This window comes from Pseudomonas putida group bacterium ESBL64, from assembly GCF_045277175.1.
GTDB classification, from domain to species: domain Bacteria; phylum Pseudomonadota; class Gammaproteobacteria; order Pseudomonadales; family Pseudomonadaceae; genus Aquipseudomonas; species Aquipseudomonas alloputida.
On the sequence record NZ_CP145799.1, the window covers coordinates 5466130 to 5484417 of the forward strand.

General features: G+C 62.4%; 19 protein-coding genes and 1 tRNA gene. 8 read left to right on the plus strand and 12 right to left on the minus strand.

Going from position 1 to position 18288, the window contains the following annotated elements; translation table 11 throughout:
* Nucleotides 1–34 precede the first annotated feature (34 nt).
* Nucleotides 35–769: an amidotransferase gene (locus V6093_RS24775; protein ID WP_003252828.1), complete on the plus strand. Its 735-nt coding sequence runs from the start codon at nt 35–37 to the stop codon at nt 767–769.
* Between the two features lie 40 nt (nt 770–809).
* Here V6093_RS24775 and V6093_RS24780 read toward each other — a convergent pair whose 3' ends face one another.
* The 3 genes from V6093_RS24780 to V6093_RS24790 all read right to left on the minus strand — a co-directional run bounded on the left by V6093_RS24780 (nt 810) and on the right by V6093_RS24790 (nt 3373).
* Nucleotides 810–1781, minus strand: coding sequence for a magnesium and cobalt transport protein CorA (locus tag V6093_RS24780; RefSeq protein ID WP_010952874.1), 972 nt, complete (start codon nt 1779–1781; stop codon nt 810–812).
* 68 nt (nt 1782–1849) lie between these two features.
* Nucleotides 1850–2563, minus strand: a complete 714-nt coding sequence (locus V6093_RS24785) for a 1-acyl-sn-glycerol-3-phosphate acyltransferase (protein WP_004577086.1) — start codon at nt 2561–2563, stop codon at nt 1850–1852.
* A 120-nt stretch (nt 2564–2683) separates the two neighbouring features.
* Nucleotides 2684–3373 (minus strand): crotonase/enoyl-CoA hydratase family protein, encoded by a 690-nt coding sequence (locus V6093_RS24790; protein WP_004577087.1) that lies wholly within the window; start codon nt 3371–3373, stop codon nt 2684–2686.
* 198 nt (nt 3374–3571) lie between these two features.
* Between V6093_RS24790 and V6093_RS24795 the strand changes: the two genes are divergently transcribed.
* Both V6093_RS24795 and V6093_RS24800 read left to right on the plus strand, forming a co-directional pair.
* Nucleotides 3572–3661: transfer RNA gene (locus V6093_RS24795), tRNA-Ser, on the plus strand.
* Nucleotides 3662–3969: 308 nt separating this feature from the next.
* Nucleotides 3970–4920, plus strand: a complete 951-nt coding sequence (locus V6093_RS24800; protein WP_004577666.1) for an IS110 family transposase — start codon at nt 3970–3972, stop codon at nt 4918–4920.
* A gap of 313 nt (nt 4921–5233) precedes the next feature.
* On the opposite strand, the gene V6093_RS24805 is transcribed toward V6093_RS24800, so the two are convergent.
* The 3 genes from V6093_RS24805 to V6093_RS24815 all read right to left on the minus strand — a co-directional run bounded on the left by V6093_RS24805 (nt 5234) and on the right by V6093_RS24815 (nt 9440).
* Nucleotides 5234–7357, minus strand: coding sequence for a TonB-dependent siderophore receptor (locus V6093_RS24805; RefSeq protein WP_406669830.1), 2124 nt, complete (start codon nt 7355–7357; stop codon nt 5234–5236).
* A 299-nt stretch (nt 7358–7656) separates the two neighbouring features.
* Nucleotides 7657–8037 (minus strand): hypothetical protein, encoded by a 381-nt coding sequence (locus V6093_RS24810; protein WP_003252855.1) that lies wholly within the window; start codon nt 8035–8037, stop codon nt 7657–7659.
* A gap of 215 nt (nt 8038–8252) precedes the next feature.
* Nucleotides 8253–9440 (minus strand): MFS transporter, encoded by a 1188-nt coding sequence (locus V6093_RS24815; protein WP_014754115.1) that lies wholly within the window; start codon nt 9438–9440, stop codon nt 8253–8255.
* Between the two features lie 106 nt (nt 9441–9546).
* Here V6093_RS24815 and V6093_RS24820 point away from each other — a divergent pair, with 106 nt between their 5' ends.
* Nucleotides 9547–10431 carry a LysR family transcriptional regulator gene (locus V6093_RS24820; RefSeq protein WP_406669654.1) on the plus strand — a complete coding sequence of 295 codons (885 nt, stop codon included), beginning with the start codon at nt 9547–9549 and terminating at the stop codon, nt 10429–10431.
* 38 nt (nt 10432–10469) lie between these two features.
* On the opposite strand, the gene V6093_RS24825 is transcribed toward V6093_RS24820, so the two are convergent.
* Nucleotides 10470–11219, minus strand: a complete 750-nt coding sequence (locus V6093_RS24825) for a 3-oxoacyl-ACP reductase family protein (protein WP_003252861.1) — start codon at nt 11217–11219, stop codon at nt 10470–10472.
* Between the two features lie 118 nt (nt 11220–11337).
* Between V6093_RS24825 and V6093_RS24830 the strand changes: the two genes are divergently transcribed.
* Complete coding sequence (locus V6093_RS24830) at nt 11338–12276, plus strand: LysR family transcriptional regulator (protein ID WP_019752255.1); 939 nt, start codon at nt 11338–11340, stop codon at nt 12274–12276.
* Nucleotides 12277–12390: 114 nt separating this feature from the next.
* Here the strand turns inward: V6093_RS24830 and V6093_RS24835 are convergent, their stop codons facing one another.
* A complete protein-coding gene (locus tag V6093_RS24835) occupies nt 12391–12861 on the minus strand; it encodes a GreA/GreB family elongation factor (protein WP_003252864.1) in 471 nt (156 codons plus the stop codon).
* Between the two features lie 2 nt (nt 12862–12863).
* Entirely contained in the window at nt 12864–13262 is a 399-nt protein-coding gene (locus V6093_RS24840; RefSeq protein WP_014754109.1) for a hypothetical protein, read from the minus strand.
* Nucleotides 13263–13391: 129 nt separating this feature from the next.
* Here V6093_RS24840 and earP point away from each other — a divergent pair, with 129 nt between their 5' ends.
* Together earP and efp are read left to right on the plus strand one after the other, a co-directional pair.
* Complete coding sequence (gene earP, locus V6093_RS24845) at nt 13392–14525, plus strand: elongation factor P maturation arginine rhamnosyltransferase EarP (RefSeq protein ID WP_108079088.1); 1134 nt, start codon at nt 13392–13394, stop codon at nt 14523–14525.
* 48 nt (nt 14526–14573) lie between these two features.
* The gene (efp, locus tag V6093_RS24850; protein WP_003252871.1) at nt 14574–15143 is read left to right on the plus strand and encodes an elongation factor P; all 570 of its coding nucleotides are present in this window, start codon (nt 14574–14576) and stop codon (nt 15141–15143) included.
* A 234-nt stretch (nt 15144–15377) separates the two neighbouring features.
* Here efp and V6093_RS24855 read toward each other — a convergent pair whose 3' ends face one another.
* The 3 genes from V6093_RS24855 to V6093_RS24865 all read right to left on the minus strand — a co-directional run bounded on the left by V6093_RS24855 (nt 15378) and on the right by V6093_RS24865 (nt 17414).
* Nucleotides 15378–15806 (minus strand): organic hydroperoxide resistance protein, encoded by a 429-nt coding sequence (locus V6093_RS24855; protein ID WP_003252872.1) that lies wholly within the window; start codon nt 15804–15806, stop codon nt 15378–15380.
* Nucleotides 15807–15946: 140 nt separating this feature from the next.
* Entirely contained in the window at nt 15947–16402 is a 456-nt protein-coding gene (locus V6093_RS24860; RefSeq protein ID WP_014861691.1) for a MarR family winged helix-turn-helix transcriptional regulator, read from the minus strand.
* A gap of 58 nt (nt 16403–16460) precedes the next feature.
* Complete coding sequence (locus V6093_RS24865) at nt 16461–17414, minus strand: LysR family transcriptional regulator (protein WP_003252875.1); 954 nt, start codon at nt 17412–17414, stop codon at nt 16461–16463.
* A 113-nt stretch (nt 17415–17527) separates the two neighbouring features.
* On the opposite strand from V6093_RS24865, the gene V6093_RS24870 reads away from it, so the two are divergent.
* Nucleotides 17528–18277, plus strand: a complete 750-nt coding sequence (locus V6093_RS24870; RefSeq protein ID WP_003252877.1) for a sulfite exporter TauE/SafE family protein — start codon at nt 17528–17530, stop codon at nt 18275–18277.
* Nucleotides 18278–18288 lie beyond the last annotated feature (11 nt).

The window sequence follows — 18288 nt, forward strand, 5'->3', positions numbered from 1 at the left end:
CAGATTCCCACCCATGTCGTTCAGGACTACCCCTATGTCGTTACGCATCTGCATCCTTGAAACCGATGTCCTGCGACCGGAGTTGACGGCGCAATATCAGGGCTACGGCAGGATGTTCGAGCAGCTCTTCTCGCGTCAGCCGATTGCCGCCGAATTTTGTGTGTACAACGTGATGCACGGCGACTATCCCGCCGACAGTGAAAAGTTTGATGCCTACCTTGTGACGGGCAGCAAGGCCGATTCGTTCGGTACCGACCCGTGGATCCAGACGCTAAAGGCCTACCTGCTCAAGTTGTACGAGCGCGGTGAAAAGCTGCTGGGCGTGTGTTTTGGCCACCAGTTGCTGGCCTTGACCCTGGGTGGCAAGGCCGAGCGGGCTGAGCAAGGCTGGGGCGTGGGTATTCATCGCTACTCGTTGGCGGCGCATGCGCCCTGGATGGACCCGGAGGTGTCGGAGCTGACCTTGCTGATCAGTCACCAGGACCAGGTGACCGAACTGCCGGAAGGCGCTACGGTGATTGCCTCCAGCGATTTCTGCCCGAATGCGGCGTACCACATTCGCGACCAGGTGCTGTGCTTCCAGGGCCACCCGGAATTCGTGCATGACTACTCCCGAGCACTGCTCGATGCGCGCCAGGAATACCTGGGTGACGAGGTGTACCACAAGGCCGTTGCCAGCCTGGCCACCGAGCACCAGGGTGATTTGGTAGGGGAGTGGATGTTGCGGTTCATCCAGCAGCCATCAAAGGCCAGCGACAGCGCCGCTTAAGCGGTGGCAACCCTTCGCGGGCACGCCCGCGAAGAGGCCATCAAAGCCAACCCGATTTCTTGAAGCTGGCATACAACCCGGCACACCCCGTCGCAATCACCCCCAGTACCGCGAAGTAACCGTAGTGCCAGCTCAGCTCCGGCATGTTCTGGAAGTTCATCCCGTAAACCCCGGCAATGGCCGTAGGGAATGCCAGAATCGCCGCCCAGGCCGCGAATTTGCGCTGCACGATGCTTTGCCGTGACGATTCCAGCAGCATGCCGATCTCGATCGTCTGGCTGGCAATGTCGCGTATGCCGGCCAAGTCTTCCATCTGCCGTGTCACGTGAATTTGCACATCACGAAAGTACGGGCGCATGTTCTTGTCGATGAACGGGAAGCTCAGGCGCTGCAGTTCTTCGCTCACTTCAACCAGGGGTGCCACGTAGCGGCGCAGGCGCAGGATGTCACGGCGCAGGCTGTGCAGGCGGCGGATGTCGTCTTCCCGCAGCGAGCCGCCCAGTACGCTTTCCTCCAGCGCTTCGATCTCGCCATGAATGGCCTCGCTGACCGGTTGGTAGTTCTCGGTGACGAAGTCGAGCAGGGCGTACAGCACGAAGTCTTCGCCATGTTCCAGCAGCAGGGGCCGAGCCTCGCAGCGCTGGCGGACCATGGCGTAGGATTTGGAGTGGCCGTTGCGGCAGGTGATGATGTAGCCGTTGCCCGCGAAGATATGGGTCTCGATGAATTCCAGTTTGCCTTCGTGGCGCACTGGCGAATAAGTGACGATGAACAACGCGTCACCGAAGGTTTCCAGCTTGGGCCGGCTGTGTTTTTCCAGGGCATCTTCGATGGCCAGTTCGTGCAGGTTGAACTGCGACTGCAGGTTGGCCAGCTCTTCGGCATTGGGCTCTTCCAGGCCGATCCACACAAAATGCCCCGGCTTGCGCGCCCACTCGCTGCCTTCGTCGATGCTGATGTTGGTGACCTTTCTGCCGGCGCTGTACACCGCCGATGCCACGACTCGACCCATGGTTGTCCGCTTATTCGATTGAACACGGATACAGCTTGGGCTGTACCCGGCTCCAGAGCAACCCCGGATCAGGCCAGTTCTTTTTCCATGCGGTCAATGCACTGCTGCATTTGCACCCGGCATTGCTCGATCAGCGCGGGCAGGTCCTGCAGCGTCATGCCCGTCGTGGCAATGGGCGGCAGCGAGCGCACAATCACCGTGCGCTGGCGCCAGCTGTTCAGACTCAGGCGCCTGGCATAGCGGCTGACGCAGACCGGCACGATCGGCACACCGGCCTCGATGGCCATGTGAAACGCGCCTTTCTTGAACGCCAGCAAATGCTCGCCGGGATTGCGGGTGCCTTCGGGGAAAATCCAGATCGAGGTGTCGTCCTGCAGAACCCGGGTGGTCTTCTGTATGGCCCTGCGTGCCTGATAGGCATTCTTGCGGTCGACCAGCACGTTGCCGCCCAGCCAGAACAATTGGCCGAACAGCGGGATCCAGCCCAGGCTCTTCTTGCCGATGGCGACGGTGCGTTGCGGCACCACTTGGCCCAGCACGAACAGGTCGAAGTTGGACTGGTGGTTGGCCACGATCACACACCCGGGTGGATGGTCCCACAATGGGCCGACTTCGGCCTTGACCTTGATGCGCATCAGCCAGGTGGCCGGCAAGCTGTAGAGCCGGGCGAAAACGCGGCTGTTGTCAGGGTTGAAGGGGCGGCACAGACCAATGATCAGGCCCACGGCGCCAACGGCAAGAAAATGCAGCCCCAGCAGGAACATACGCAATGAATAAAGCATGGTACGGCTCACACCAGACGGTCGCGGGGCAGTGTACGGGTGTGCACTGGTTGGGGCAAACCTTGGTGCAGGCCTGTTCCGGCCTTTTCGCGGGCAAGCCCGCGAAAAGGGCCCGTGCGTCTAGCCCATATGCTGCTGATCCAGCTTGATCGCCTTGTCCAGCGCCTCCAGCAGCCCTTTGCGCACTTTCAGCTTGGTGTTCTTGTGCGCCAGCATGTTCAGCTTCTTCAGCTCTCGTGCTGCAGTCATTGCCGCTTCCTGCAACTGCTCGGCCGGTACCACCTTGTCGAGGAAGCCGGCATCCACGGCACCCTGCGGGTCAAATACTTCGGCATTGATCACCGAGCGGTGGAAGGCCGAGCGGCGCAGGCGGTCGCGGGCCAGTTCAATGCCGGCGTGGTGCATGGTCATGCCGATTTGCACTTCGTTCAGGCATACCTTGTATGGCCCATCGACGCCAATGCGGTAGTCGGCCGACAGCAGCAGGAAGGCGCCCTTGGCCACCGCATTGCCGGGGCAGGCGACCACCACCGGGAACGGGTGCGACAGCAGCCGGCGGGCGAGGGTGGAACCGGCGGTGACCAGGCTGATGGCGTCCTTGGGGCCGCGGGTCATCACCTTGAGGTCGTAACCGCCTGACAGAATGCCCGGCTGCCCGGTGATGATCACTACTGCACGCTCCTCGGTAGCGCGGTCCAGCGCTGCATTGAAGGCAGTGATGACGTCCGGCGAGATGGCATTGACCTTGCCGTTGTTCAGGGTAAGGGTGGCGATGCCGTCTTCGGCGTGGTAGGTAATCAGCTCGCTCATGGCAGAGTCCTTTTGTTGGCGTGGCGACGACGTTACCCAGCGCCAGGGGCGAGGTAAAGCAGCAAGGCTGACTGGTCGGTCAGTGCTCATGGCAGCCCAAGTGCAAATACATGAAAAAATTGAAAAAAATGCTTGCCAAAGGGAAAGTCTTTCACTAAATTAGCGCACCTCGACAGGCCGCAAGGCTTGAAGAGAAACGGTGAAGTGTCCGAGTGGTCGAAGGAGCACGCCTGGAAAGTGTGTATACGAGAAATCGTATCAAGGGTTCAAATCCCTTCTTCACCGCCACATTCTACGAAAAGCCCCCGCGCTGAAAAGCACGGGGGCTTTTTGTTTTCAAGGCCATTGGGGCTGCTGCGCAGCCCATCGCGACACAAGGCCGCTTGTGTCTTGATGGGGGATTAGAATCTGGAGTGAGAGCGGTGAATGGCAAGCTGAATGCCGTAGGTGCCTTGAGCACGTGTGGGAGCACAAGCTGCCATTCACCGTTCCACTTTGGCGAGAGCCCGAACAGTTGGATGCGGCTCTGATCTCGAATCACAAGCGTGGGCCAAGCCAAAGTCCTCTCACTGTGTTGAGTTTAGGAGGTTTTGGTGATGGCTTCCTTCTTGGGTATCGATGTTTCCAGTCTCTCCCTTGATGCTGCGGTGCGGCCACAGGGCATCAAAATGCATTTAAGCAATGATCCCACAGGCTTTGAGGCGCTACTGGAGAGCCTTCGCAAGCTCAGTATCAAGCGCGTCCTGTTAGAGGCGACGGGTGGCTACGAGCGAGATGTCATGCGTTTTCTACAGGACGCTGGCTACAAGGTCATACGCGTTAATCCCAGGCGAGCCAGGTCATTCGCTGACTCTCTAGGCATCAAGGCCAAGACTGACGCCATCGACGCCGAGGTTCTGGCGCACTATGCCGAAGTCATTCCAGATCAACCCTCCCTGCGAATCAGCCCCGAACGAGCGCTTCTGCGAGAGTTGCTTCAGCAACGTGATCGGTTGGTTCAACAGCGAGATGACGACCTGCGGCGCCTGAAGCAGGTGCAATCGACTGCAGTTGCTAACTACCTGAATGCCAACCTGAAACACTTCAAAGCGCAGATCAAACTGGTTGAGCGTGAGATCGAACAGCAAACCGCGATGCTGAACGACGAACGGGTTACCCAACTGATTAAAGTGAAAGGCATTGGGATGGTGACAGCGGGCAAGCTAGTAGCGCTGCTGCCGGAGCTGGGTCGGGTTGAATCCAGAGAAATTGCCTCCCTGGTCGGAGTGGCGCCCTTCAACCACGACAGCGGGAAATTCATGGGCAAGCGCTCTATCTCTGGCGGACGATTTGCGGTCAGGCGATCGCTGTACATGGCATGCCTTGTGGCGATGAGATACAACCCAGCACTCAAGGCTCGTTATCAGTCACTGCGGGAGCGCGGAAAACTTCCCAAAGTCGCTATCGTGGCCTGCATGAGAACGTTCATCGTGCGGTTAAATGCCATGCTCAGAACGGGTACATCATGGCTCGATCTAGTGCTACCGCAGCCTGAAAGTACAACGTAAATCCAGAACGCAGCGTGAGCCGCGTGGAAGCGGGCTTGCCCGCGAAGCCAACACCGTGGTGGATGGCACGGGCTTCGCCCGTGTTCGCGGGCAAGCCCGCTCCCACAGGGAAGGCGCCAGCTTTTAGAAATTGAGCAAGACAGTTGCTCCCACACGGATCGCGCCAGCTTTTAGAAATTGAGCAAGACAGTTGCTCCCACAGGCAATTGGAGTGCCCCCAAGAAGTTGGACACCAATCCAACCCCTTGGGAGCAGTCCACACCTGTGGGAGCGGCCTTGTGTCGCGAAAGGGCCGCAGAGCGGCCCCGGCAATCTAGAAGGTGATCGAAGCCGAAAGCCGAGCGGTACGCGGTGCCCCCTGGAACAGGTAGTTATCCCCCAGGTAATCGCCCACATCGCGCCAGTATCGCTTGTCCAGCACGTTATCCACCGTCAGCCGCAGCACCGTGTCATACCCGCCAACACGGGTACTGTAGCGGCTGCCAAGGTCGAACACGGTATACCCGCCAACCTCCACATTGCCCGCCTGGCTCGCATACTTGCTGGCGCTATACCGCGCCCCGCCCAGCAGCGCCAGCCCCGGAACCGGCAGGGCATATTCCGCATGCAGCGCCGCCCGGAATTTAGGCACGTTGATCGCCTGGTGGCCTTCATAGGCTTCGGTGCCGCTGTTCTGCACCCGCGCCCGAATGGCTGCCGCACTGGCCTGTACCTGCAGGTTCGGGGTCACCCGACCGCTGGCGCCCAGTTCCAGGCCGGTATTTTTCTGCTGGCCTTGCTGCACGTAGGTGAAGTTGCCGGTGCCGTCTGGGCGCGCGTACTGGTACGCCTGGCGGATCTGGAACAGGGCGGCACTCAGGCTCAGGCCTTGCCAGTCGTGCTTGAGGCCAAGTTCCAGTTGGCGGGAGGTGGTGGGTGCAAGGATTTCAGCTGCATTGCTGGCGAACCAGGGGGCCGTGCCTCCGGCAGACAGGCCCTTGGCGTAGCTGGCGTATACAGTGGTGTTCGGCTGCGGTTTGTAGATAAGCGCAGCGTTGGGCAGCAGCTCGTATTGGCGGGTATGGCGCCCGGCTACGCCGTTCTCGTCCCAAGTCTTTTCATCCAGGCGCACTTCACGGGCGCCCAGCACGGTCTGCCATTGTTCGTTGAAGCTGATGCGGTCGCTGACGAACAAGCCGTACTGGCGGCTGTCCAGCCGGCGTTCGCTGGCGCCGACGGGTTTGTCGGACGGATCGAGGTCCGGGGCGCTGGTATGGATGTTGCCAGTACCAAGCCACTCGTTGTAGTACGGGCGCTGATCCAGTGTGCGTCGCTGCGCACTGGTACCCACGGTCAGCTCGTGCCCCACCCCCAGCGCATCGAAGTGCCCGTTGAGCATGGCCTGCGCCTCGTCGGTTCGGCGGGTATCGTCGGGGCTGCGGAAGTCATAGATGTCGTAGTCACCATTGCTGCCGAAAAACGCCCCCTCGCTCGAACCCCAGGCAAACGCGCTGTAGTCGTCGATCACCACTTTGCTGCGGGAGGCGCTCACGGTGCCGGTCCAGGTATCGTTGAGGCGGTATTCGAAGCGCCCGCCCAGGTTCAGCGAGTCGTTCTGCACGGGCTTTGCCCAATGCTGGTAGGCCAGGCGGTCTTCCGGGTCGACGCCGTGTGGCACTTCAGTGCCTCCGAGCAGCTGGTAACCCGGCACCGACGACTGTTCGCGGTGTTGATACTCGGCATCCAGCTGCAGGGTGGCATCCGGGTTGATCTGCCAGTCGAATGCCAGCGAGGCGAAGTCGCGCTTGCCGTCAGCGTGGTCGACGTAGGTGCGGATGTCTTCATGGGCCAGGTTGGCGCGCAGGCCGAACTGCTTTTCGCTGCCGAACCAGCCGCCAAGGTCGGTGGCCAGATAGCGTTCGCCCTGTTCGTTGGTCGATACCGTGACGCTACGTATGTCTTCGGCGCGCTTGGTCACATAGTTGATCAAGCCGCCCGGCTCCGACACGCCGGTCTGCAGCCCGGACAGGCCCTTGAGCAATTCCACCTGCTGCTTGTTTTCCAGGGCTACGTTCTGTTCGCCGGCAATGGTCTGGCCATTGATGCGATAGCTACTGGCGGCGTTCAGCTCGAAGCCGCGCACATTGAAGTTTTCGTAGTAGCCGATGGGGGCATAGCTTTCGCCGACCGAGGCATCGCTTTGCAACACTTCGCTAAGCTTGCGTACCTGGCGGTCTTCCAGCAACTGCTGGCTGAACACGCTGACAGAGGCGGGGGTGTCGAGCAGTGGCGCGGGCTGGAAGCCGGCCACCGCGGCCTGGCGTGCCTGGTAGCCATCATTGGCGTAGGTGTCGGAGACCTGCAGCGGGGCCAGCACCACGCTGTCTTCGGCAAGCACAGAGGGGCTCTGCAGGGCCAGGCCCAGGCTGAGCAGGCTCAGGGGCAGGCGGGGGGTGATGCGGGGGCATGCGGTGGGGCTCCTGGATGCGCGATACCTGTACTGGCCCTTTCGCGGGTAAACCCGCTCCTACACTGGTTGGTGGTACACCGGTTGGGATACACCCGTTGGTGATGCACCGGGCGGCGATACACCCGTGGGTGATGCACCGGGTGGCGATACACCGGGTGGCGATACACCAGTTGGTGATACCCCTGTAGGAGCGGGTTTACCCGCGAAGAGGCCGGTACAGGCCATGAAAAAGGCGGCATCTTACCAGCCGCCCTCTACATAAAACGATCCAGGCCCGGCGTATTCAGTCAGCCTGTCTTGATCGGCCGCTTGTGCTGCCGCCAGTTGTCATCGATCTTCGACCAGGTCTTGCCATCGGTAATGGCCATCAGCTTGCGTCCATCCTTGAAGGTGGCCAGGAAGGTCGCTTCTTCTTCCTTGCCACCCAACCACAGCCCGGCCAGCAGCCCTACTGGCCCTGCCACCAGGGCGCCGGCCACGCCCCAGCCCAAGGCGCTACCAAGGCTGCGGTTGGTTTCCAGGCTGGCCAGCCGCAAGTCGCTGATGCGTGCCAGGGAAATCCGCTCACCGGGTGAGGGGCTGCGCGCGGTCTTGAGTGTGAGCGATCCATTGCGATACTCGCCTTCACCTTGCAAGAAATCGCCGGACTGTACCGTGAGTCTTGTCATAAATTCATCCTGTCAGGGAAAGGGCATTCCAGCGCTTAATGAGCGCTGCCCCGGCAGGCAAGTCAACGGCATTGCGACGGAGGGTAGTGCGGTACTTTGTCGCCGTGGCTGGCCTCTTGGCGGGCACGCCCGTACCCACAGGCGTATCACTGCCCTGAGGTTTGTGAAGCACCTGTGGGAGCGGGCGTGCCCGCGAAGAATCCAGCGAGCGTTTTTCAGGCCACCTGCAAGGCATTCTTGCGCTTGCGTTCGGCCCATCCCCAGGCCAGCAACGCCAGCCCGCCAATCACCAGCCCGGCCACCACGATCCCCATCCAGCCCTGGCGCTGGAACAGCTGCGTGCCCAGTAACGACCCAAGCGCCCCGCCGATGAAGTAGCAGGTGATATAACCGGCATTCAGCCGCGTACGTGCCTCCGGCCGCAGGGCGATCACTGCGTTCTGGTTGCTCACATGCACCAGCTGTACCGCCAGGTCGAGCATCAGCACGCCCAGCAGCAAGGCGAGCAGCGACTGTTCGGCAAACCCCAGCGGCACCCACGACAGCAGCAACACCACCAGGCCCACGGTGGTACCCAGCGCGCCCTTGCCGCGGTCTGCCAGGCGCCCGGCCCAGTTAGCCGACAACGCACCCGCCGCACCGGCCAGGCCGAACAGGCCGATCACTGCATCCGAATAGTGGTAGGGGCCTTTCGCCAGCAGAAACGCCAGGGGTGTCCAGAACAGGGCGAACAGGCTGAATGCCAACAGACCGAGCAGCGAGCGCAGGCGCAGCACAGGCTCTTCGATGAACAGACGGAACACGGAGCCGATCAGTGCCGGGTATTTCAGCCCGGCGTGGCTGTGGTGCTGTGGCAGGCTGCGGTACAGCGCCACGGCGGTAACTGCCATCAGCACGGCGGCCAGCACGTAGATACTGCGCCAGCCACCCAGCTCGGCCATGAAGCCGGCAGCAGTACGCGCCAGCAGGATGCCCAGCAGCAGGCCGCTCATCAGCGTGCCGACCGCGCGCCCACGCTGATGCGGCTCGCTCAGGGTCGCTGCCATCGGCACGAGGATCTGTGCCACCACCGAGAACAGCCCGGTCAGCGCCGTGCCGAGCAGCAGCCAGGGCAGGCTGGGTGCACAGGCGCTGATGACCAGGCCCAGGGTGGAGACAACGGTCATCACGGTAATCAGCCGGCGCTGCTCGAACAGGTCGCCCAACGGTGCCAGCAGTAACAGGCCGGCGCCATAGCTGAGCTGCGCGGCAATCACGATGCTGCCGGCGCTGGCGGTGCTCAAGCCAAACTGCTGGGCGATGCTGTGCAGCAGCGGTTGGGCGTAGTAGTTGCTGGCCACGGCCAGGCCTGTGGCGGTGGCCATCAGCAGGATCAAGGCGCGGCTGAGAGTGGGGGTGTGCATGCAATTCTCGTGGGGGCAGTGGTGTGTGGTGATGATTATCAGGAAGTGTCAGGCATGACACCAATGTATAGTTTTCAACCTATTCATCTTGAAAGCAGATAAATCGATGAACCTCAAGCAGCTCGAATATGCCCTTGCCGTGGCCGACACCGGCAGTTTTACCCGCGCGGCGGAGCGCTGCCATGTGGTGCAGTCGGCCCTTAGCCATCAGGTGGCGCGGCTGGAGGCGCAGCTGGGGGTGAGCCTGTTCGAGCGTAGTTCGCGACGGGTGCGCCTGACACCTGCGGGGGAGGCCTTTGTGCTCAGTGCACGGCCCGCGGTGGAGGCGGCCCGGCGCATTGCCGATGACGTGGCGGCGGCCTGCGGCCAGGTGCGCGGGCGGCTGGCGATTGGTGAAATCAGCTCGCTCACCGCGCTGGACCTGGTCGATCTGTTGGCGGTGTTTCACGGTCGTTTCCCGGATGTGGATGTACGCTGGCTCACGGCCAAGAGCGAATTGCTGATTGCTGATGTGCTCGAGCGGCGCCTGGACGTGGGTTTTATCGGGCTGTGGCAGGGCGAGGTGGTGCAGGGCGTGCAGCATCGGTTGCTGGCCCGGGAAGAACTGGTGGCGGTGTTGCCGTTGGGGCATCGCCTGGCGGGCAGGGCACAACTGGCGCTGGCTGACTTGGCAGGTGAGGTGTTGGTGGATTTCCCCGAAGGCACCGGGGCGCGACGCCAGACCGACGAGGCGTTTGAAGCATTGGGGTTGCAGCGTCGGGTGCAGTTCGAGATCGGGCATGTTCGTCTGGTGGAGAAATTCGTGCAGCGGGGCATGGCCGTCGGCCTGGTGCCCGAGCGGGTGGCTCAAGGCATCGAAGGGGTGGCAGTGGCGCGGTTGGTGGATGCCCCGGTGCGGCACTTGTATGCGGTGTGGTCGTCCAGCCCCACACCGGCTGCCCGGGCTTTTCTGGACGTGATGGGACAGTGCCTGGGGGCACAGAAAGGCTAGCCTGTGCCGGCGTTGTCGCGGCACAGGCAACCGTTCAATCAGGCTGCAAACCCACCATCTACAGTCAGGCTGGCCCCGGTGATATACCCGGCTTCAGGGCCGGCCAGGTATGCCACAAAGCTGGCAATCTCCTCCGGCTCGCCATACCGCCCAATGGCCATCAGCGGAATCAGGCTCTCGGCAAACTCGCCACTGGCCGGGTTCATGTCGGTGTCCACTGGGCCCGGCTGCACATTGTTCACGGTAATGCCCTGCGGCCCGAGGTCGCGTGCCATGCCGCGGGTCAGGCCAACCAGTGCCGACTTGCTCATGGCATACGGTGCGCCACCGGCAAACGGCATGCGTTCAGCGTTGGTGCTGCCAATGTTGATGATACGACCCCCCTGGCCCATATAGCGTGCGGCGGCCTGGCTGGCGACGAACACGCTGCGTACGTTCACGGCCAGCATGCGATCGAAGTCGGCCAGGTCGAACTCTGTCACCGGGGCCACTGCCAGCACACCGGCGTTGTTGACCAGGATATCCAGCCGGCCCAAGGCTTTTACGGTGTCATCCACCGCCAGTTGCACGGCCGCGGCATCAGCGCTGTCAGCCCGCAGGGCCAAGGCTTTGCCACCGTTTTCGGTAATTTCTCGAGCCAGTTCTTCAGCCGGGCCGGCAGAGCTGACATAGGTGAAGGCCACTTGCGCGCCTTCGCGGGCCAGGCGCCGCACGATGGCTGCACCAATGCCTCGGGAACCGCCCTGAACCAGGGCCACTTTGCCTTCGAGTGTAAGTTGCTTGGACATGCTGTTCTCCTGCTGGAAGCCAGGCCGAAATGCCTTGGATGGGCACAGTATCGGCGCTCGATTGCCTACTGATAAGATGGTAATCACTATCAGCAGAGTAAACCTTTGGTTGCTAATCATGGCCATGGAATCATTCAGCGCGTTGGAATGCTTCATCCGCAGTGCCGAGGTCGGCAGTTTTGCCGAAGCCGCTAGGCGCCTGAGCCTAACCCCGGCTGCCGTGGGCAAGCACGTTGCGCAGCTGGAAGCGCGCCTGGGTGTGCGGTTGTTCCAGCGTAGTACCCGCAAGCTGACCTTGACCGAAGCGGGGCAGCGTTTTCTTGGCGAGGTCAGTGACAGCTTTCGCACCATTCAGTACGCCGTGGCCAACCTGGCCAGTGCAGAAGGCCAGCCGGCCGGGTCGTTACGGGTGAGCATGGGCACCGTGTTCGGGCGTTTGTACGTGCTGCCGTTGCTGGGGGAATTCTTGCGCCGTTACCCGGCGATTACCCCGGATTGGCATTTCGACAACCGCCAGGTCGACCTGATCGGCCAGGGTTTCGATGCAGCGATTGGTGGTGGTTTCGAACTGCCGCCGGGGGTGGTGGCGCGCAAGCTGACCCCCGCGCACCGGGTGTTGGTGGCGGCGCCGGCTTATCTGCAGCGGCACGCGCCGATAGAAGACCCGCAGGCGCTGCAACGCCATGACGGCATCCTGGTGCGGTCACCGCAGACCGGGCGGGTGCGCTCGTGGCCGTTGACCAGCCGTTGGCAGGCGCAGCAGCCGCTGCAATTGCGTCAGGCGATGACCATGAGCGATTCGGACGCGGCGTGCGCGGTGGCCGAGCAGGCGCTGGGCATTGCCCTGGTGAGCCTGCCGTTTGCCGTGCCCTATTTGCTGGCCGGGCGCCTGCTGCGGGTGTTGCCGGACTGGTATGTGGACGATGGGCATATCAGCCTGTATTTCGCCGAGCACAAGCTGTTGCCGGGCAAGACCCGGGCGTTCATCGATTTTGTGGTGCAGCAGTTTGCCGAACAGGGGCTGGCGGGGCGGTTCGATGCCTTGCAGGCCCTTTAGAGAATTATTGCCTGTGCCGGCCCTTTCGCGGGCCCGCCCGCGCCCACAGGGATATCACAGCCCTGAAGGCAGTGGGATCCTTGTGGGAGCGGGCGGGCCCGCGAAGAGGCCGGTTCAGACAACATCGACAATGAACGATACCTGTGCGCCCAGGTTCACCTCGTCATCCACGCGCTTGCCCAGCAGTTGCTGCCCCAGCGGCGATCGTGGGGTAATCACCGTCACCAGTCCGTCACCCTCGCCAATCTTCAACCCCGCTGCCTCAGGCCCGAGAAACAGCCGGCGTTGCGCGCCATCTTCATTTTCCAGGGTCACCAGGTTGCTTACCTGCACACCGCGCGCTGGGTCGTAATCACGCAGCAGCAACTGCTGGTAGATCACCAGCGCCTGGCGGATCTCGGCACTGCGGCGGGCCTGGCCGGTGGCGAGGTACGAGGCCTCCAGGCCCAGCGTGTCATACTTGTTCTCGGCAATGTTCTCTTCGGCGGTGGCGGCCTCGTAGGCGGTTTGCGCCGCGCGGGTCAGCACGTCCAGGTCATGCGCGAGGGTGGCGACAATCAGCGCCAGCAGGTGGGGCTTGTCCATGGTCAGTAACAGAACTCCAGCACGTTGGCCTGGCTTTTTTCGGTGGGCGCGGTACGGTTTTGCTGCAGCCAGAACTGGCACTTGGGGCTGTTGAGGTTGCGCGGGTTGCCTTGGGCGGCATCGGCGGCCTGTTGCAGCGCCTGTTTGTGCAGGATGTCCTTGTAGCGTTCGAACATCTCGGCCTGGGCATCCTGGGCAGTGGCCGGTGCAGGCGTTGCAACGGGGCGGTCTGCATGCGGGGCTACCACCTGGGCCAGAGGTTGCACCTGCTGTGGCCACAACTGCTGGGCCAGCCACAGGCTCGCGGCAATGGCCATGGCGCCCAGCCACAGGCCCAAGGCAACGCACATGATCAACGGCAACGGCTTGAGGGTGATCTTCAATTCACGGTGGCGCGGCATGGCAGCCTCCTGGCAGCGTGGTAGGGGGGCATTGTCGCATGCGCTTGGGCATTTTTCTGCGCAGGTGCTTTTGTCTGCGCCAATTTATGCGCAGAATTCGCTGTTTTTGCACCCGCACGGGAGGGGCGCATGAAAGCCACCTGGGACATCTTCTGCAGCGTCGTCGACAACTACGGCGATATTGGCGTGACCTGGCGCCTGGCCCGGCAGTTGGTGGCCGAGCACGGCCTGGCGGTGCGCCTGTGGGTGGATGACCTCAACGCTTTCACGCCCATGTGCCCTGGCGCCGATGCCACGGCGGCGCAACAGTGGCAACACGGCGTGGATGTGCGCCACTGGCCGGCAGCGTGGTTGCCGGTGGCGCCGGCCGATGTGGTGATCGGGGCGTTCGCCTGCCAGTTGCCTGCGGCGTATGTCGAGGCCATGCGCGCCCTTCCGCAGCCGCCGCTCTGGCTCAACCTCGAGTACCTGAGTGCCGAGGACTGGGTGGAGGGTTGCCATGGTTTGCCTTCGCCGCAGCCCAACGGTTTGCGCAAGGTATTTTTCTTCCCGGGCTTTACCGACAAAACGGGTGGTTTGCTGCGCGAGGGTTCGCTGCTGGCCCGGCGTGACGCGTTCCAGCAGTCGGCGGAGGCGCGCCGTGCCTTTTTGCAGGGGCTTGGTGTAGACCTTGTGCCGGATGCGCTGCTGATCTCGCTGTTTGCCTATGAAAACCCGCAGCTGGGCAACTGGCTTGATGCCCTGGCTACAGCTGACCAGTCCTGCCACCTGTTGGTCCCGCAAGGGCGCATCGTCGCGGGGCTCAGCCAGTGGTTGGGCGAGGGGCCGCTGCACGTGGGTGATGTGCGCACCCGTGGGGCGCTGACCGTTCAGGTGCTGCCTTTCGTCAGCCAGGACGACTTCGACCGGCTGTTATGGAGCTGCGATTTCAATGCCGTGCGTGGCGAAGACTCGTTCGTGCGTGCGCAGTGGGCGGGGCAGCCGATGCTGTGGCACATCTATGTGCAGGACGAGAATGCCCATTGGGAAAAACTCGAAGCGTTCCTCGCGCATTATCGCTGCGGCCTGTCAGACGATGCCGATGCAGCCCTACTGGGCCTTTGGCGTGCCTGGAACATGAATATCGACATGGGCCAGGCCTGGCGGGCGGCCCGCCAGCATTGGCCGGAACTGCAGCAGCATGCCCGCCTTTGGGGGGCGCGACAGGCCGCTCAGCCGGACCTTGCCGAAGCGCTAGTACACTTTTACCGAAATTCGCTATGATACGCGGCCTCGATTTTTATAAATCCATCCAGATTCGGATACTTCGTAATGAAAACTGGTAAAGAACTGAAACCCGGTACCGTACTGCGGATCGACAACGACCCGTGGCTGGTTCAAAAAGCTGAGTTCACCAAGTCGGGCCGTAACAGCGCGATCATGAAGACCAAGCTGAAGAACCTGCTGACCGGCTACAAGACCGAAACCGTATACGGTGCGGACGACAAGCTGGACGACGTGATCCTGGATCGCAAAGAAGCGACCCTGTCGTTCATCAATGGTGACGAGTACACCTTCATGGACACCACCGACTACACCATGTACGAGCTGAACGCCGAGGACATCGAAGCCGTTCTGCCGTACATCGAAGAAGGCATGGAAGACGTCTGCGAAGCCGTGTTCTTCGAAGGCCGTCTGGTGTCGGTTGAGCTGCCGACCACCATCAGCCGTAAAGTTGTCTACACCGAGAACGCTGCTCGCGGTGACACCTCCGGCAAAGTCATGAAGCCTGCCAAGCTGGCGAACGGTACCGAGATCTCGGTGGCCGACTTCATCCAGATCGACGAGTGGATCGACATCGACACTCGCGACAACAGCTTCAAAGGCCGTTCCAAGAAGTAATGCTTCTTGCGAGACGCAAAAAACCCGGCGCAAGCCGGGTTTTTTTATGCCTGTGTTTTCCCAATCCTCAGCGCGTGCTTGTGCTCGCGCTTTTGTGGGGGCGGCCTTGCGTCGCGATAGGGCCGCAAGGCGGCCCCGGCAATTTCTGCCTACATGCCGAACGCCTGGGGCCGCTTCGCGCCCCGTTCGCGACGCAAGGCCGCTCCCACAGGGGACCGCGCCAGTCTTTGCGCCTTAGACGGTTACGTGCAGGCGCACATCCACATTACCGCGGGTGGCATTGGAGTACGGGCACACCTGATGCGCCTTTTCCACCAGCCCTTCGGCATCGGCCTGGGCCAGGCCCGGCAGGTTGATGAGCAGGTCGATGTCCAGGCCGAAACCGCCCGGGATCTGGCCGATGCCCACCTTGGCGGTGATCGAGGCATCTGCCGGCAGGGCTTTCTTCTCTTGCCCGGCCACGAACTTCAAGGCGCCGATGAAGCAGGCCGAGTAACCGGCGGCGAACATCTGCTCGGGGTTGGTGCCGTCACCGCCCGCGCCGCCCAGCTCTTTGGGGGTGCTGAGCTTGACTTCCAGCTTGCCGTCGCTGGAGCGGGATTTGCCGTCGCGCCCACCGGTGGAGGTTGCTTCTGCGATGTACAGCGGAGTGACCTTTTGCATCTTGAGCCTCGCTAATGTGCTGTGCGCTCCCGTTTGCAGGAGGGCGGGGGTTGGTGTGGGATTTAAATTAGCGCGCAATTAGTTAGTGCGCAAGATAAATCATCGCCGTTCATCGGAACGGCCATTCCACAGCATAGCGCTCAGAGGTTTTTCTGCAGGTTTTCGCGCAAGTTCAGCAGGTCGGCTTGCAGTTGCTGCAACTGCTCAAGGCTCCGCCCGCTGGCCTTGAGAATGCATTGCGGCACCTGTTTGGCCTGCTGTTGCAGGGCGCGGCCTTTGTCGGTCAGCTGTACCATCACTACCCGTTCATCTTCGCGGCTGCGGTTGCGCTGCAACAGGCCTTCGCTTTCCAGGCGCTTGAGCAGCGGGGTCAGCGAGCCCGGGTCGGTCAGCAGGTGCTGGCTGATTTCGCCCACGGTCAGGCCGTCACGCTCCCAGAGCACGAGCATGGCAAGGTATTGCGGGTAGGTCAGGCCCAGCGCCTGCAGCAGCGGCTTGTAGACCTTGGTCATCAGCAACGAGGTGGAGTGCAGGGCGAAACAGACCTGGTTGTCCAGCAGCAGCTCGTCACAGGAGGCTTGGGTGTCGGCGTTCATGCAGGTCCTTGAAAGTCATCAATGGAAAATTCTGGCACGCTGATCATCAGTGCGCGAATTAATCGCGCAGTTCACTGCGCAAGGCCAGGTCCCAGGGTGGAATCGGGCTGAAGCGGCTCTTGAGGAATTCGAGCAGCAAACGGCTGCGAGAGTTCGTTTCATGTGCCAGGCGTAGCGCGTAAATGCCGCTGGTCTCGGCTTCAGGCATGCCGCCGTCGCAAAACAACGGGATCAGCTCGCCGCGCAGCAGGTATTCACTGATCAGCCAGGTGGGCAGGTGGGCTATCCCCAGGCCGGCGAGGGCGCCGAACAGCAGGGTTTCCGCATTGTTGGCCGCCATGCGCATGCGCGCGGGGCGGTACAGGCGGGTTTGCCCGGCCACACTGAAGCGCCAGGCGAACGGCGGCGCCAGGCCATCCCAGTCCAGCCCGTCATGCCCGGGCAGTTCGCTGGGGCAGGTGGGGATGCCGCGGCTGGCCAGGTAGGCGGGGCTGGCGCAGGCAATGCGCACCATGTAGGCGAGCGGCGTGGCGACCAGACGGGTGTCGGCCAAAGGGCCGGCGCGCAGCACCAGGTCGACCTCGCCCAAGTGGCTGCCCTGCAGGTCGACGAAGCTGTCGATCAACCGCAGTTGCACGTCCAGGCCCGGGTAGGCCACCAGGAAGTCGGCAATGGCCGGGGCCAGGTGGCGGCGGCCAAACGCGGCAGGGGCGTCGATGCGGATCAGGCCTTCCGGGGCATTGCTCAGTGACACCGCTTCAGCCCGGGCCAGGCGCAACTCCTCGATGATGCGCCTGGCCCGCTCGGCAAAGGCGTTGCCTGCAGGCGTGGCCCGCACCGCGTGGGTGCTGCGGGTGAACAGGCGGCTGCCGACGGCGCTTTCCAGGTTGTCGATGCGCCGTGCTACCGCAGACGGGGTCAGCGGGTGGCGACGGGCGGCGGCAGAAAAGCTGCCGGTTTCTAGCACATCGAGGAACAGGCTCAATTGGTCGGTCAGGGTATCGGGGTTCATGGCTGCCTTGCTTTTGCGAAAAACGCACAGCCATTGTGCGCTGCTGTGCGTTTCCCCGCCAGCGCACACTCGTTAGCATGCTCGCATTATTGGTACAGGCGGACGAGGCCCTGATGATCGAGTGGTTGTTGTATATCGTGCTGGGCGCTGCCCTGGGCACCATGGGGGGCTTGTTCGGCATTGGTGGCGGGCTGATTGCGATTCCGGCATTGGGCGTGCTGTTTGGCCTGGACCAGCAGTTGGCGCAGGGGACCGCGTTGGTGATGGTGGTGCCCAATGTGCTGCTGGCGCTGTGGCGGTATCACCAGCGCAACCGCATCGCGTTGCGCCATGCGTTGCCGCTGTCGGCGTGCAGCTTCTTGTTTGCCTGGCTGGGGTCGATCTGGGCGGTGGGGCTTGATGCGCATTCCATGCGCCTGGGTTTTGTCGGCTTCCTGGTAGCGTTGGCGGTGTGGAACGTGGTGCGGATGTTCATGAAGGTGTCGCCGCCGAGTGCCGAGCTGCGTCATGCCTGGCCGTGGCTGGGTGTGCTGGGCAGCTTTGCCGGCACCATGGGCGGCTTGTTCGGGGTGGGTGGGGCCGTGGTGGCCACGCCGATCCTGACCAGTGTGTTCGGCGCTACTCAGGTGGTGGCGCAGGGGCTGTCACTGGCGCTGGCGGCGCCGAGTACCTTGGTCACGCTGGTGACCTATGGCGTGCACCATAGTGTTGACTGGGGGGTGGGGATTCCCTTGGCGGTGGGGGGCTTGCTCAGCATCAGCTGGGGCGTGAAGCTGGCCCACGCGTTGCCGGAGAAGGTATTGCGGGCGATGTTCTGTGTGTTCCTGGTGGTCTGTGCGGTGATGCTGGGGTTCGAGCTTTGAGAGGTTGGGGC

Coding starts and splice junctions, on each gene's coding strand:
- V6093_RS24790 (WP_004577087.1), bottom strand. CDS start 3,373: ATGAGCGAGCTGATTACCTACCACGCCGAAGACGGCATCGCCACCCTT.
- V6093_RS24870 (WP_003252877.1), top strand. CDS start 17,528: ATGATCGAGTGGTTGTTGTATATCGTGCTGGGCGCTGCCCTGGGCACC.
- V6093_RS24780 (WP_010952874.1), bottom strand. CDS start 1,781: ATGGGTCGAGTCGTGGCATCGGCGGTGTACAGCGCCGGCAGAAAGGTC.
- V6093_RS24815 (WP_014754115.1), bottom strand. CDS start 9,440: ATGCACACCCCCACTCTCAGCCGCGCCTTGATCCTGCTGATGGCCACC.
- V6093_RS24800 (WP_004577666.1), top strand. CDS start 3,970: ATGGCTTCCTTCTTGGGTATCGATGTTTCCAGTCTCTCCCTTGATGCT.
- earP (WP_108079088.1), top strand. CDS start 13,392: ATGAAAGCCACCTGGGACATCTTCTGCAGCGTCGTCGACAACTACGGC.
- V6093_RS24775 (WP_003252828.1), top strand. CDS start 35: ATGTCGTTACGCATCTGCATCCTTGAAACCGATGTCCTGCGACCGGAG.
- V6093_RS24810 (WP_003252855.1), bottom strand. CDS start 8,037: ATGACAAGACTCACGGTACAGTCCGGCGATTTCTTGCAAGGTGAAGGC.
- V6093_RS24820 (WP_406669654.1), top strand. CDS start 9,547: ATGAACCTCAAGCAGCTCGAATATGCCCTTGCCGTGGCCGACACCGGC.
- V6093_RS24835 (WP_003252864.1), bottom strand. CDS start 12,861: ATGGACAAGCCCCACCTGCTGGCGCTGATTGTCGCCACCCTCGCGCAT.
- V6093_RS24830 (WP_019752255.1), top strand. CDS start 11,338: ATGGCCATGGAATCATTCAGCGCGTTGGAATGCTTCATCCGCAGTGCC.
- efp (WP_003252871.1), top strand. CDS start 14,574: ATGAAAACTGGTAAAGAACTGAAACCCGGTACCGTACTGCGGATCGAC.
- V6093_RS24860 (WP_014861691.1), bottom strand. CDS start 16,402: ATGAACGCCGACACCCAAGCCTCCTGTGACGAGCTGCTGCTGGACAAC.
- V6093_RS24855 (WP_003252872.1), bottom strand. CDS start 15,806: ATGCAAAAGGTCACTCCGCTGTACATCGCAGAAGCAACCTCCACCGGT.
- V6093_RS24840 (WP_014754109.1), bottom strand. CDS start 13,262: ATGCCGCGCCACCGTGAATTGAAGATCACCCTCAAGCCGTTGCCGTTG.
- V6093_RS24865 (WP_003252875.1), bottom strand. CDS start 17,414: ATGAACCCCGATACCCTGACCGACCAATTGAGCCTGTTCCTCGATGTG.
- V6093_RS24785 (WP_004577086.1), bottom strand. CDS start 2,563: ATGCTTTATTCATTGCGTATGTTCCTGCTGGGGCTGCATTTTCTTGCC.
- V6093_RS24825 (WP_003252861.1), bottom strand. CDS start 11,219: ATGTCCAAGCAACTTACACTCGAAGGCAAAGTGGCCCTGGTTCAGGGC.